General features: G+C 59.3%; 9 protein-coding genes and 2 pseudogenes. 9 read left to right on the top strand and 2 right to left on the bottom strand.

The genetic code is table 11. The annotated features are described in order from the left end of the window. The first annotated feature begins 42 nt into the window (after positions 1 to 42). The 4 genes and pseudogenes from AAHB66_RS05320 (at position 43) to AAHB66_RS05305 (ending at position 4,279) form a co-directional block, all read left to right on the top strand. Positions 43 to 957: an SPFH domain-containing protein gene (locus tag AAHB66_RS05320; RefSeq protein WP_106992212.1), complete on the top strand. Its 915-nt coding sequence runs from the start codon at positions 43 to 45 to the stop codon at positions 955 to 957. Next, a complete protein-coding gene (locus AAHB66_RS05315; protein WP_337016235.1) occupies positions 954 to 1,412 on the top strand; it encodes an NfeD family protein in 459 nt (152 codons plus the stop codon). Before AAHB66_RS05320 ends, AAHB66_RS05315 begins: the two co-directional genes overlap by 4 nt. Before the next feature lie 16 nt (positions 1,413 to 1,428). Then, a pseudogene (locus AAHB66_RS05310) lies at positions 1,429 to 3,574 on the top strand (hypothetical protein). Further along, positions 3,544 to 4,279 (top strand): annotated as a pseudogene (locus AAHB66_RS05305) (DUF3142 domain-containing protein). Before AAHB66_RS05310 ends, AAHB66_RS05305 begins: the two co-directional pseudogenes overlap by 31 nt. Here the strand turns inward: AAHB66_RS05305 and cueR are convergent. Continuing rightward, on the bottom strand, positions 4,258 to 4,668 hold the full coding sequence (cueR, locus tag AAHB66_RS05300) for a Cu(I)-responsive transcriptional regulator (protein WP_106992209.1): 411 nt from the start codon (positions 4,666 to 4,668) through the stop codon (positions 4,258 to 4,260). The pseudogene AAHB66_RS05305 and the gene cueR overlap by 22 nt on opposite strands. Before the next feature lie 107 nt (positions 4,669 to 4,775). On the opposite strand from cueR, the gene copA reads away from it, so the two are divergent. From copA to ybaK, 3 genes are all read left to right on the top strand, one after another. Next, positions 4,776 to 7,274, top strand: coding sequence for a copper-exporting P-type ATPase CopA (copA, locus tag AAHB66_RS05295; protein WP_347115427.1), 2,499 nt, complete (start codon positions 4,776 to 4,778; stop codon positions 7,272 to 7,274). A 77-nt stretch (positions 7,275 to 7,351) separates the two neighbouring features. Continuing rightward, complete coding sequence (locus AAHB66_RS05290) at positions 7,352 to 8,146, top strand: TraB/GumN family protein (protein ID WP_347115426.1); 795 nt, start codon at positions 7,352 to 7,354, stop codon at positions 8,144 to 8,146. Between the two features lie 201 nt (positions 8,147 to 8,347). Further along, positions 8,348 to 8,827: a Cys-tRNA(Pro)/Cys-tRNA(Cys) deacylase YbaK gene (gene ybaK / locus AAHB66_RS05285; protein WP_347115425.1), complete on the top strand. Its 480-nt coding sequence runs from the start codon at positions 8,348 to 8,350 to the stop codon at positions 8,825 to 8,827. A 140-nt stretch (positions 8,828 to 8,967) separates the two neighbouring features. Here ybaK and ushA read toward each other — a convergent pair whose 3' ends face one another. Next, complete coding sequence (gene ushA, locus AAHB66_RS05280; protein ID WP_347115424.1) at positions 8,968 to 10,620, bottom strand: bifunctional UDP-sugar hydrolase/5'-nucleotidase UshA; 1,653 nt, start codon at positions 10,618 to 10,620, stop codon at positions 8,968 to 8,970. Positions 10,621 to 10,783: 163 nt separating this feature from the next. Between ushA and AAHB66_RS05275 the strand changes: the two genes are divergently transcribed. Both AAHB66_RS05275 and ybaL read left to right on the top strand, forming a co-directional pair. Further along, the gene (locus AAHB66_RS05275; protein ID WP_347115423.1) at positions 10,784 to 11,989 is read left to right on the top strand and encodes an MFS transporter; all 1,206 of its coding nucleotides are present in this window, start codon (positions 10,784 to 10,786) and stop codon (positions 11,987 to 11,989) included. Positions 11,990 to 12,222: 233 nt separating this feature from the next. Continuing rightward, on the top strand, positions 12,223 to 13,899 hold the full coding sequence (gene ybaL, locus AAHB66_RS05270; protein ID WP_347115422.1) for a YbaL family putative K(+) efflux transporter: 1,677 nt from the start codon (positions 12,223 to 12,225) through the stop codon (positions 13,897 to 13,899). Positions 13,900 to 13,932 lie beyond the last annotated feature (33 nt).

The following is a 13,932-nucleotide window of genomic DNA, read 5'->3' as shown; positions in this document are numbered from 1 at the left end:
CAGTTGTTATCGCAATATGGAATACAAAACAGGAGGTTTTATATGTTCATTGTCATCCCCATTCTGATCTTCGTCGCGCTGGTCATCGTTGCCGCCGGGGTGAAAATCGTTCCACAAGGCTATCAGTGGACGGTTGAGCGTTTTGGTCGTTACACCAACACGCTGCAGCCGGGCTTAAGCCTGGTGGTACCGTTCATGGACCGCATTGGTCGTAAGATCAATATGATGGAGCAGGTGCTGGATATCCCCTCCCAGGAAGTGATTTCCAGGGATAACGCCAACGTCACCATTGACGCGGTATGCTTTATTCAGGTGATCGACGCGCCGAAAGCGGCCTACGAGGTGAGTAACCTTGAGCTGGCGATCATCAATCTGACGATGACCAACATCCGTACCGTTCTGGGCTCGATGGAGCTGGACGAGATGCTCTCCCAGCGCGACAGCATCAATACCCGCCTGCTGCACATCGTTGATGAAGCCACTAACCCGTGGGGCATCAAAGTCACCCGTATCGAAATTCGCGACGTGCGTCCGCCTGCAGAACTGATCACCTCCATGAACGCCCAGATGAAGGCCGAGCGAACCAAACGTGCCTACATCCTGGAGGCCGAAGGGGTGCGCCAGGCGGAGATCCTGAAGGCCGAAGGGGAGAAACAGTCGCAGATCCTCAAAGCCGAAGGCGAACGCCAGTCTGCGTTTTTACAGGCTGAGGCCCGCGAACGTTCGGCCGAAGCGGAAGCCCGCGCCACCCAGATGGTCTCGGAGGCGATCGCGGCCGGGGATATCCAGGCGATTAACTACTTTGTGGCGCAGAAATACACCGAAGCATTGCAGCAGATCGGCTCGGCGGACAACAGCAAAGTGGTGATGATGCCGCTGGATGCCAGCAGCCTGATGGGCGCGATCGGCGGCATTGCGGAACTGATCAAAACCAGCGGCAACGAGCGCAAATTATGATCGAGACGATCGCGGCACATCCACATGTCTTCTGGCTGAGCCTCGGCGGCCTGCTGCTGGCAGCTGAAATGCTTGGCGGCAACGGCTACCTGCTGTGGAGCGGCGTGGCGGCGGTGATCGTCGGGCTGCTGGTCTGGGTACTGCCGTTCGACTGGGCATGGCAGGGGGCGCTGTTTGCGGTGCTGACCCTGACGGCCGCCTGGCTCTGGTGGCGCTGGCTCTCAAGGCAGGTGCGCAGGCAAAAGCCCGCCGATGCCCGCCTCAACCAGCGCGGACAGCAGCTGGTGGGGATGCAGTTTACCCTTGATACCGCCCTGGTAAACGGGCGCGGTCATATGCGCGTCGGCGACAGCTCGTGGCCGGTGATTGCCGACGACGATTTAAGCGCCGGCACCAAAGTTGAGGTAGTGGCCGTCGAGGGGATCACCCTTCGCGTCCGGGCCCTTTCACGATAAGAACAGGATGAGCATGATGGTCAGGAAGACAACGCTGGCATTCAGCGTTAGCGCACTACTGGCGAGCGCCGCCCCGGCATTCGCCTCCTTTGATATGGAAGACTGCAACTGGAGCGATGAGCACTGTCTGCTGAAAGGCGACCCGGTGCTGACGCCCGGCAACGACTCCCGCGACAACCTGCTGCGTCTGCTGAGCGAAGCCAAATCCTTCCCCCCTTCCCGTGCAGTCGACGCCTGCGGATATCACCCGCTCCCGCGACTTCTACTTTGCTTACCACCCTGAGTGGGATGACCTGGAGGCTCCGACCACCGCAGCGGCGGATAATCCGGCTGAAGAGAGCCTTCTCACTAAGCAGCTGGCCGCGTTGCAGCTTGAGCCCGTCGAAACCCATCAGGACGGCGAGCAGGAAAACCGCTTCGTCTCCAACAGTGCCGACAGCCTCAGCCAGTTTTTTGCCGCGCTGCTGGCCGACGACTCGCTGACGGCGGAACAGCGCCATGCGCTGGGCCAGGCGCGTCTGGGACTCTACGCCGGCGCGACCGACGCGCAGATTTCCGCCTCCCTGGCGTCCCTCCCGGCGGCGTCGCCTGCCCTGCTGTATAAAACCTATCTGACCGGGGCAGCCCAGTTTTATGCCGGGGATTACGCGGGCGCGGATCGGGCGTTTACCTCGCTTGTCGACAGCGATCGTCCGTGGCTGGCAGAGACCGCAAGCTATATGCTGATGCGCACGGCGCTGAATAAAAGCAGCCAGAACAGCACCGGAGAGTACGGCGATTTTGATATCGACCGCATTGACCGCCCGGCCGCTGAACAGGCGCAGAAAGCCGCCCAGACCTATCTCCAGCGCTGGCCGGAGGGCCATTATGCCGATTCGGCGCGCGGTATGCTGCGTCGCATCAACTGGTATCTGCAGGCCTGGCCGCAGTTGGCGAGCCTGTACGAGCAGCGGTTCCAGCAGGCTGAAAATGCTGAGGCGCTGCACGGCCTGGTGACCGAATACGATAACGTCTACGGCATGCAGTTCTACGGTCGCGCCGTGCGGGAGGCCTTCCCCGACGCGCCGCAGGTGAGCTATATCGAACTGCTGCGCGCCCTGCGCCTGAACAGCGACGAGAAACCGACCCTGTCGCAGGACGATCTCAACGGCAGCAAACCGGCGTTTGAACAGAGCGGCAAGCTGGCGCTGTGGCACAATTTACAGTTGAACCTGTGGCAGGCGACGAATAACCCTGCCGCCATCCTGCAGGACGTCAAACCCGCAGAAAAACTTCCGGCGCACGACATTCTCGCCTTCAGCGAGCAGGTTCTCTACGGCGAAGCGCTGATGGCGCAAAAGCAGTGGCCCGCCGCGCGGGATTTCTGGCTGAAGCTGCTGAAACTCAGCCAGGATCCTGAACAGCAGCAGTATGTGCAGGCTAAACTGGCGGCGACTCTGGTCTATAGCGGTAACGCAGAGGCAATTTTTGCTCCGGACAGCGCCGTCACCAGCCTGCGTTTTCGCTCCCGGGTGCTGAAAACGGTGGCCTCGCCTGAGCGGTTACGCCAGCAGGCCAGCCAGGGGCCGAACAACGAAGAGCGCACCATTGCGCTGCATACCCTGCTGGTACGCGATTTAACGGAAAACCGCTTTAGCGACTGGTTAAGCGACAGAAAACTCGTCAGCGCCATTACGCCGCCCGTTGTGGGCAAGGCGTTTGACGATGTAAACCTGAGCACCTTCGACTGGAACGGCGATGCTGCCGAAGCCGGTTACGTCTGCCGTAGTCTGGACAAAACCGTGCAGGTGCTCAGCCAGAACGCCAAAGATGCCCATGCCCTGAACTGCCTGGGGGAGTTCTTCCGCACCTCGAATACCCATGTCGATATCTGGAAAGACAGCGCGGGCAACGGCGTGCTGGAGAGGGCGATCCATCGCAAAGAACCCTTTGGACAGTTCGACAGACAGGCGTACTACCAGCAGGTTATCGCCTCACCGAAGGCGGAGCATGAAGACAGGAGCTACGCGCTCTATCGGGCCATCATGTGTTACGCCCCGTCCGGCTATAACGAATGTGGCGGACCAGACGTGGATAAAGCCCAGCGTAAAGGCTGGTTCTCGCAGTTAAAAACGCAGTATCCGGGCAGCCCGTGGGCGCAAAAACTCAAATATTACTGGTAGCCGCGCTGCTGGCCGGACAGGCGCAGGCGGCGGATATTGTCGCCGCCCGCGAGCATCCGGCCTTCTGGCTCTGGTCGGGCGTGAAAGCCAGCGAGGCACTGAAGGGGGCGCAAACGGTCTATCTGCATCAGGGCGAGGTGCTGGCCCGGCCGAATGAGGTGGTGTTTCAGCGCCTCGGGCTGCCGGTCAGCCGCCTGACGTTTCCCTCAATCTGGCTGACCGTGCGCTTTACCACCCTCGATGTGCCGCCGACCATTGTGCCGAGAATTGTCCGCCTGATGCAGCGCTGGCAGGCCGCCGGTAATCAGGTGGTGGGTTTGCAGGTCGATTTCGATGCGGCGACCCACCAGCTGGCGGACTACGCTCGCTTTTTACAGCAATTGCGCCAGCAGCTGCCGCCGGAATTTGCGCTGGGGGTGACCGGGCTATTGGACTGGGCGAAAACCGGGGATGTCGCCACGCTGAACGCGCTGGCGGTGGATGAGCTGGTGATCCAGAGCTATCAGGGTCGCCATACGGTAGACAACTATCAGGCCTATCTGCCCGCCCTGGCCCGGCTGCGCATTCCGTTTAAGCTCGGGCTGGTACAGGGTGGCAAACGGGATGTTCAGGCCGAAGCGCAGCTCCAGCGCTCCCCCCTGGTATCGCGGGACGGTGGTGTTTATGCTCAACCCGGAACGCGGTCAGGCCTTCGCCTTGCGGTGACAGCAGCCGGAGAGGTTATCGATGATCGGGCAGTCGGCGCTCTCATCCCCCGGGCAGCTCTCGGCGAGCGCAAGCAGCTGGTCGCGCATCGCCTGTAATTCCAGGATATGGCGTTCGATTTCGGCTACCTTCTCCAGGGTCCGGCTTTTCACATCGGCGCTGTGGCGGGCGGGATCGTTAAACAGATTCACCAGATCGCCGCACTCGTCCAGATTGAACCCCACCTGACGGGCCTGGCGCAGCAGCGTGAGTTCATCGAGGTGCTTTTGCGTGTAGCTCCGGTAGCCGTTCTCGCTGCGCAGCGGCGGCGTCACCAGCCCCTTCTCTTCGTAAAAGCGGATCGCTTTGCTGGTTAACCCGGTTTTTTTGGCAACATCACTGATATTCACTTTTCCCCCTTGACCTTCCCCTTGATGGAAGGTTTAACCTTCATAACAGTTAGATGAAAGTGTCCCTCCGGTCAATATCTGACTGGAGATTTATAAGGAGTATTCGTATGTCTCACACCATCGATCTGACACTGGACGGCCTCTCCTGCGGCCACTGTGTCAAACGCGTCAAAGAGAGTCTGGAGCAACGCCCGGACGTTGACACCGCAGAGGTCACCATCGACCACGCCGCCGTGACCGGCAGCGCCAGCGCCGATGCCCTGATCGACACCATCAAACAGGCCGGTTACGGTGCGGCGTTAAGCCACCCAAAGGCTGATCCGCTGACAGCGTCAACAACGCCGTCGGAAGCACTGACAGCGGACTCCTCTGAGCTTCCGGCAGCTCACGACAGTGATGACAGCCAGCAGCTGTTGATCAACGGCATGAGCTGCGCCAGCTGCGTCACCCGGGTACAGAACGCTTTGCAGGCGGTTCCGGGTGTGGCACAGGCACGGGTCAACCTGGCGGAACGCAGTGCGCTGATTATGGGCACTGCCTCCGCCGCTGATTTAGTCCAGGCCGTGGAAAAAGCGGGCTACGGCGCCGAGGCGATTGAAGACGATCTCAAACGCCGTGAACGCCAGCAGGAGACCGCCATCGCCACCATGAAACGTTTTCGCTGGCAGGCGATTGTCGCCCTGCTGGTGGGGATCCCGGTGATGGGCTGGGGGATGCTCGGTGACAACATGATGGTCACCGACGATAACCGCACCCTGTGGCTGGCCATCGGCGTTCTCACCCTCGGGGTGATGATTTTCGCCGGCGGCCATTTTTATACCAGCGCCTGGAAAAGCCTGAAAAACCGCACCGCCACCATGGATACGCTGGTGGCGTTGGGTACCGGCGCGGCGTGGCTCTACTCGATGAGCGTTAACGTCTGGCCGCAGTGGTTCCCGATGGAAGCACGCCACCTCTATTATGAAGCCAGCGCGATGATTATCGGCCTGATTAACCTCGGCCATATGCTGGAGGCGCGGGCCCGCCAGCGCTCCTCGAAAGCGCTGGAGAGATTGCTCGATTTAACCCCGCCGACCGCCCGGGTGGTCACGGAAAACGGTGAACAGAACCTGCCGCTGGCGGAAGTTCAGGCCGGGATGATCCTGCGCCTCACTACCGGGGATCGCGTCCCGGTGGACGGCGAAATCACTCAGGGCGAAGCCTGGTTTGACGAAGCGATGCTGACCGGCGAACCGGTGCCGCAGCAGAAAAGCGACGGGGAGAGCGTTCACGCCGGTACGGTGGTGCAGGATGGCAGCGTGCTGTTCCGCGCCAGCGCCGTCGGCAGCCACACCACCCTGTCACGCATCATCCGCATGGTGCGCCAGGCCCAAAGCAGCAAGCCGGAGATCGGCAAGCTGGCGGATAAAATTTCCGCCATCTTCGTGCCGGTAGTGGTGGGTATCGCCCTGTTCAGCGCCGCTATCTGGTACTTCTTTGGCCCCGCGCCGCAGATTGTCTACACCCTGGTGATCGCCACCACGGTGCTGATCATCGCCTGTCCATGTGCCCTGGGGCTGGCGACGCCGATGTCGATTATCTCCGGCGTTGGCCGTGCCGCGGAGTCCGGCGTGCTGGTGCGTGATGCCGACGCCCTGCAGCGCGCCAGCACCCTGGATACGCTGGTGTTTGATAAAACCGGGACCCTCACCGAGGGTAAACCGCAGGTGGTCGCCGTCGATACCACGGGCGCAATCGGTGAAGCCGAGGCCCTGCGCCTGGCCGCCGCGCTCGAACAGGGTTCCAGCCACCCGCTGGCGCGAGCCATTCTTGAGAAAGCAGACAGCGCCCTGCCGCTGGTGAATAACTTCCGCACCCTGCGCGGGCTGGGGGTGAGCGGAGAGGTCGATGGCCAAACGCTGCTGTTGGGCAATCAGGCCCTGCTGGCCGAAAATGGCATTGATACCGGGGCGCTGGATGCGCAGCTGCAGGCCCATGCCGCTCAGGGCGCCACTCCGGTGCTACTGGCGGTGGATGGTCACATCGCGGCGCTGTTTGCCGTTCGCGATCCGCTGCGCGCTGACAGCGTGAGTGCGCTGCAACGCCTGCACCGCGCGGGCTATCGTCTGGTGATGCTCACCGGAGACAATGCCGTCACTGCCCAGGCTATCGCCCGCGAGGCCGGTATTGATGAGGTGATCGCCGGGGTGCTGCCGGATGGCAAAGCGGACGCGATTATCACACTGCAGGGCCAGGGCCGCCGGGTGGCGATGATTGGCGACGGCATTAACGACGCCCCGGCGCTGGCCCAGGCGGACGTCGGGATTGCGATGGGCGGCGGCAGCGATGTTGCCATCGAAACGGCGGCCATCACCCTGATGCGCCACAGCCTGATGGGGGTGGCCGACGCGCTCGCCATCTCGAAAGCGACCCTGCGCAACATGAAGCAGAACCTGCTGGGGGCCTTTGTCTATAACGCCTTCGGCATTCCGATCGCCGCCGGGATCCTCTGGCCGCTGACCGGTACGCTGCTCAACCCGGTAGTGGCGGGTGCCGCCATGGCGCTCTCCTCGATTACCGTGGTGAGCAATGCCAACCGCCTGCTGCGCTTTAAACCCAAAGAGTAACGATTGCATAAGACAAGGACGTCTTGCACCGCCCCTCCCCACGCGCTAGCATGAATTTTTCCCTTCCTGGAGCGCGTATGAGTCTGTTTCAACGTATAAAAGCATCGTTTCGCGCCCTGTTCCCCCGCCGCTATCGCTGGCCGGGCCTCGATATCTCCCTGCCCGGCGGGCAGCATCTGCATCTGGTCGGTAGCATCCATATGGGAACCCGGGATATGTCTCCCCTGCCAGAGGGGCTGATCGCCAGGCTGCACAGCGCCGATGCGCTGATCGTGGAAGCGGATATCTCAGGTAATGAGTCGCCTTTCGAGGGGCTGGCGATCCCGCCTCCGCTGAATGAGCGCCTCAGCGCCAGCCAGCTGGCCGAGCTGGAGCGGCTTGCCGACGAGCTCGGGTTATCGCTGTCCATGCTGGAGAGCCAGCCTTTATGGCAAATCGCGATGGTATTGCAGGCCACCCAGGCACAGCGTCTGGGACTGCGGGGAGATTACGGTATCGATTACCAGCTGTTGAACGTCGCGCGCGCGCAGCAGTTGCCTATTATCGAGCTGGAAGGGGCCGCCAGTCAGATTGCCCTCCTGCGCCAGATGCCGAACGACGGGCTGCTCCTGCTGGAGGATACCCTGACCCACTGGCATACCAATGCGCGGTTGCTGCAAACCATGGTGAGCTGGTGGCTGGATTCGCCCCCCATCGTTGACAGACTGGCGCTGCCAGCGACCTTCAGCGAATCGCTGTATGACGTGCTGATGCACGAGCGTAATCAGGCGTGGTGCGAGAAGCTGCGCGCGTTGCCTGCGGGGCGATATGTGGTGGCGGTTGGGGCGCTGCATCTGTACGGCGAGGGGAATTTGCCGTCGTTGCTGAGATAAAAAAAGTGGCCAATATTTCTATTGGCCCGTCAAAGAGGAATTTCATCGTTGTTATTATGCCGGAGGAGACCCCCGGTTGAGCCGATTGTCGCTCAAAGTGACCATCACTGCCAACACTATATGCGCAAGATGGTGCTATTTTTTAGCCTCTTCTGAGGCGTATGCTTAGGACGTTTATTGTCCGGGCTAAGAAGGATTGCTATGACTCCCGCCGTTAAATTACTCGAGAAAAACAAAATCACGTTCCGGATCCATACCTACGACCACGATCCGAACGAAACCAATTTTGGCGATGAAGTGGTGCGTAAGCTGGGGCTCAATGCCGACCAGGTCTATAAAACCCTGCTGGTGGCGGTCAACGGTGATATGAAGCACCTCGCCGTGGCGGTGACGCCGGTTGCCGGACAGCTGGATCTCAAGAAGGTGGCGAAGGCGCTGGGTGCCAAAAAAGTGGATATGGCCGACCCGATGGTGGCGCAGCGCACGACGGGTTATCTGGTGGGCGGTATTAGCCCGCTGGGGCAGAAAAAGCGCCTGCCGACGCTGATTGACGCGCCCTCTCAGGGCTTTGAAACGATCTATATCTCGGGCGGTAAGCGCGGGCTGGATATTGAGCTGGCGGCCAGCGATCTGGCCAAAATGCTGGATGCGCAGTTTGCGGATATTGCGCGCCGGGATTAAGGCTGTGCGGCCTGTTGCCCTCACCCCGTCCCTCTCCCACCGGGAGAGGGCGCAAACACTAAAAACGGTAACGCCTGTTACCGTTTTGCTTTTACCTCGTAGGCCGGGTAAGCGAAGCGCCACCCGGCGCAGCTCCACGGTTACTGCCAGCTCACCTCACCTTTCGGTTCATAGGCATTCACATCCAGCGGAGAGTTCTGCTGGATGTACTGCTTCAGCACCTCGGCGTCGATAAAGCCGGTATTCACATAGCCCGGTTTGTCATCGATATGCGGATAGCCATCGCCGCCGGTGGCGTTAAAGCTTAACGTCGCCATGCGGTAGGTTTTCGCCGGATCAACAGGTTCGCCTTTGATTTTCAGGTCGTTGAGCACCCCGCCCTTCGCCACAAAGCTTACGTTGGCGAACTGCGGATAGGCTCCGGAGTCAGGCTTCATCTGCGCCACCGCGGTCAGGTAGTCCGTCACCTCTTTGCCGCTCATATCGACATACACCACCACGTTGCCGAACGGCTGCACCTTCAGCACGTCTTTATAGGTGATATCGCCGCCTTCAATGGAGTCGCGGATCCCACCGCCGCTCATCACCGCAAAATCGGCATTGGTGCGCGCCATTTGCGCCGCCAGCACCAGATGGCCCATGTTGGTCTGCACGAAACGCACCTTGCTGCGATCGCCTTCCAGTCTGCCATTGAGCGTACCGATTTTCACATCCAGCTGCGCTTTGCCTTTATTCTGGAACGGCGTCAGCAGGGAGAGCATCTGTGGGTTTTCCGCAATTTCCGGGGTATAGAGGACGCGCTCGCTCTGGCCGTTATCGTAAGTCACCTTCTTCTTCAGGTTGACTGGGATCAGCTGGTAGTGCACCAGCTTCATCTCGCCGTTACGGAACTCAAAATCCGCGCGCCCCACGTATTTGCCCCACTCATGGGCCTGCACAATCCAGATGCCGTTCTGCTTGTCCGGTGCGCACGGCGTGCCTGGCACATAGTCCACCTGCTTTTTATTTTCCGAGGCCATACAGACCGGATCCTGGGAGTGGCCGCCGACAATCATCGCCAGCGACCCCGCCGGCAGGCTGCGCGCCATCTCCACATCGCCCGGGGCGTTCGACCCGTGCTCGCCATTATCGTAATGACCCATGTGGGTGGTGGCGATAATCACGTCCGGTTTTTCGTTCTGCTGTAACTCCTGGATCACCAGCTTCGCTTCGTCGGCCGGTTTACGGAATTCGATATCGGTGAAATATTCCGGATTGCCAATTTTTGCCGTGTCGTCGGTGGTCAGCCCTATTACGGCGATTTTAATATCCTGGCGTTTGAAGATGGCCCAGGGCTTAAATAAACGCTCCCCGGTGCTTTTCTGGTAAATATTGGCGGAGAGGAACGGGAATTTGGCCCACTTCTCCTGCTGACGTAATACTTCGAGGGGATTATCAAACTCGTGGTTACCGACGGCCATTGCGTCGTAGCCAATCAAATTCATGCCGCGGAAATCGGGCTCCGCATCCTGTAAATCCGATTCCGGGACGCCGGTATTAATGTCGCCGCCAGAGAGTAACAGCACGCTGCCGCCCTTGGCCGCGACCTCTTTACGGATCCCGTCCACCAGCGTTTTCTGCGCCGAGAGGCCATACTCGCCATATTCGCTGCGCCAGAAGTGGCCGTGATGATCGTTGGTATGCAGGATGGTGATGTTATAGGTTTTATCCTGTTCCCAGGCCTGGGCTGGCAGGCTTAACAGTCCGCATGCTGCAATTATTGCCAGCGCAACGCCTCGCTTCATTAACTTCATCTCTTCACTCCCTGACTCATAGACAAACGCAAAAATTACAATGAGTAATCAGAATAGACAAATAAGTTTTCAGAATTGCGACTTTCCTCAAATGTCGGGGACAGGTATGTTAGCGGGATAATAATGACTCCCTGCACTTCCTATAACAATCGACGTGGTATTTATGGCTATCAGTGAATCTACTCCTCCGGTGTCGACCGCTAAGGCGCGCACCTCATTTGGTATTCTCGGTGCAATCAGCCTTTCGCATCTGCTGAACGATATGATCCAGTCGCTTATTCTGGCGATCTATCCGCTGCTACAGTCCGAGTTCTCCCTCACCTTCGTGCAGATCGGCATGATCACCCTCACCTTCCAGCTGGCCTCGTCGCTGCTGCAACCGGTGGTGGGATACTGGACGGACAAATATCCGATGCCCTGGTCGCTGCCGATTGGCATGTGCTTTACCCTGAGCGGCCTGATCCTGCTGGCTATGGCGGGCAGCTTTGAAGGCGTTTTAGTGGCAGCCGCGCTGGTGGGTACCGGTTCGTCAGTCTTCCACCCCGAGTCGTCCCGCGTGGCGCGCATGGCCTCCGGTGGCCGCCACGGGCTGGCGCAGTCGCTGTTCCAGGTGGGCGGTAACTTCGGCAGCTCCCTTGGCCCGCTGCTGGCGGCGGTGATCATCGCCCCGTATGGCAAAGGCAACGTGGCCTGGTTCGTGCTTGCCGCCCTGCTGGCCATCGTGGTGCTGGCGCAAATCAGCCGCTGGTACGCCGCTCAGCACCGGGTTAATAAGGGCAAACCACAAGCGCCGGTGATTAATCCCCTGCCGCGTAACAAGGTCATTCTGGCCGTCAGCATCTTGCTGATGCTGATTTTCTCCAAATACTTCTATATGGCGAGCATCAGCAGCTATTACACCTTTTATCTGATGGAAAAATTCGGATTATCGGTACAAAACGCCCAGCTTCACCTCTTCGCCTTCCTGTTTGCGGTTGCCGCAGGGACGTTCATTGGCGGGCCGCTGGGGGACAAAATTGGGCGTAAATATGTGATTTGGGGCTCTATCCTCGGCGTAGCGCCCTTCACGCTTATTTTGCCCTATGCAACCCTGTGGTGGACGGGTGTTTTAACCGTGATCATTGGTTTTATCCTCGCCTCGGCGTTTTCGGCCATTCTGGTGTATGCCCAGGAGCTGCTTCCGGGGCGTATCGGCATGGTTTCCGGACTGTTTTTTGGATTTGCCTTTGGGATGGGTGGCCTTGGCGCAGCGGTGTTAGGGCTGATTGCAGACCATACCAGCATCTTTTTGGTCTACAAAATCTGCGCTTTCCTGCCACTTCTCGGGATGTTGACTATATTCCTGCCTGATAACCGGCATAAAGCCTGATTTATCTGCGGCCAAATTCCAGGTTTGGCCGCGCCCTTTCCTGATGCCATAAGCCTTTCTTAGCACAGCCTCTCAAAAATCGTCCTGTTCTCCTTTTGTTTAACCCTTATTGCTGTTTTACTCAAATTTCAATAATTATTCATAAACATAATCATTAAATTTGTCATAAACTATTACTCGGCTTTTTGGTTTTTGACCAAAAATGGATTAACTCAGCAACGAAAGGAGACGGAATGCATCACGCCACACCGCTTATCACCACCATTGTCGGTGGACTTGTACTCGCATTTATACTCGGCATGCTTGCCAACAAACTTCGCATTTCGCCTCTGGTGGGCTATTTATTAGCTGGCGTGTTAGCCGGTCCTTTTACCCCAGGTTTTGTTGCTGATACGAAACTTGCCCCGGAGCTGGCGGAGCTTGGCGTGATCCTGCTGATGTTCGGTGTTGGTTTGCATTTCTCCCTGAAGGATTTGATGGCGGTAAAGTCGATCGCCATTCCCGGCGCGATCGCCCAGATAGCCGTGGCGACGTTGCTGGGTATGGCGCTTTCAGCGATGCTGGGCTGGCCGCTGATGACCGGCATCGTGTTTGGTCTCTGTCTTTCCACCGCCAGTACCGTGGTGCTGCTGCGCGCGCTTGAGGAGAGGCAGCTGATTGACAGCCAGCGAGGGCAGATCGCCATTGGCTGGCTGATTGTTGAAGATCTGGTGATGGTGTTAACCCTGGTGCTGCTGCCTGCGGTCGCCGGAATGCTGGAAAAAGACAACGTCGGCTTTGCCAGCCTGGCGCTGGATATGAGTATCACCATCGGGAAGGTAGTGGCCTTTATCGCCATTATGATGCTGGTGGGCCGGCGCCTGGTGCCGTGGATCCTCTCCCGCAGCGCCGCCACCGGCTCCCGCGAGCTGTTTACCCTTGCGGTGCTGGCTCTGGCGCTGGGCATCGCCTTTGGCGCCGTTGAGCTGTTTGATGTCTCCTTCGCCCTCGGTGCGTTCTTTGCCGGGATGGTGCTGAACGAATCGGAGCTGAGCCACCGTGCCGCCCACGATACCCTGCCCCTGCGCGATGCCTTTGCGGTGCTGTTCTTCGTCTCCGTAGGGATGCTGTTCGACCCGCTGGTGCTAATTGATCAGCCGCTGGCGGTGCTGGGCACCCTGGCGATCATCATCTTTGGTAAGTCGGTTGCCGCGTTCTTCCTGGTACGCCTGTTCGGCCACTCGCCGCGTACCGCGCTGACCATCGCCGCCAGCCTGGCGCAGATCGGTGAGTTTGCCTTTATCCTTGCCGGACTGGGCATGGCGTTGGATCTGCTGCCGCAGGCCGGACAAAACCTGGTGCTGGCGGGGGCGATCCTCTCAATTATGCTCAACCCGGTGCTGTTCGCGCTGCTGGAGAAATACCTCGAGAAAACCGAAACCCTCGAAGAACAGACCCTGGAAGAGGCGACGGAAGAAGAGAAGCAGATCACGGTGGATATCTGCAACCACGCCCTGCTGGTGGGCTTTGGTCGCGTCGGTAGCCTGCTGGGCGAGAAGCTGATGGCCCAGGGCATTCCGCTGGTGGTGATTGAGACCTCCCGCACCCGCGTGGACGAGCTGCGCGAGCGCGGCGTTCGTGCCGTGCTCGGTAATGCGGCGAACGAAGAGATCATGAATCTGGCGCATCTGGACTGCGCGCGCTGGCTGCTGCTGACTATCCCGAATGGTTACGAGGCCGGTGAGATTGTGGTCTCCGCCCGCGAAAAATACCCGCACCTGGAGATTATCGCCCGGGCGCATTACGACGACGAAGTGGAATACATCATGGAGCGCGGCGCGAATCAGGTGGTGATGGGCGAGCGTGAGATTGCCAATACCATGCTGTCGCTGCTGGAGAAACCACCGGTTGAAGCGGTGGTGACGGGGTGAAATTTGTGCGGCCTGATGCCCTCACCCTGGCCC

This window comes from Leclercia sp. S52 (assembly GCF_039727615.1).
Taxonomy (GTDB): domain Bacteria; phylum Pseudomonadota; class Gammaproteobacteria; order Enterobacterales; family Enterobacteriaceae; genus Enterobacter; species Enterobacter adecarboxylatus_B.
This window is presented reverse-complemented; position numbering and strand designations above follow the sequence as displayed.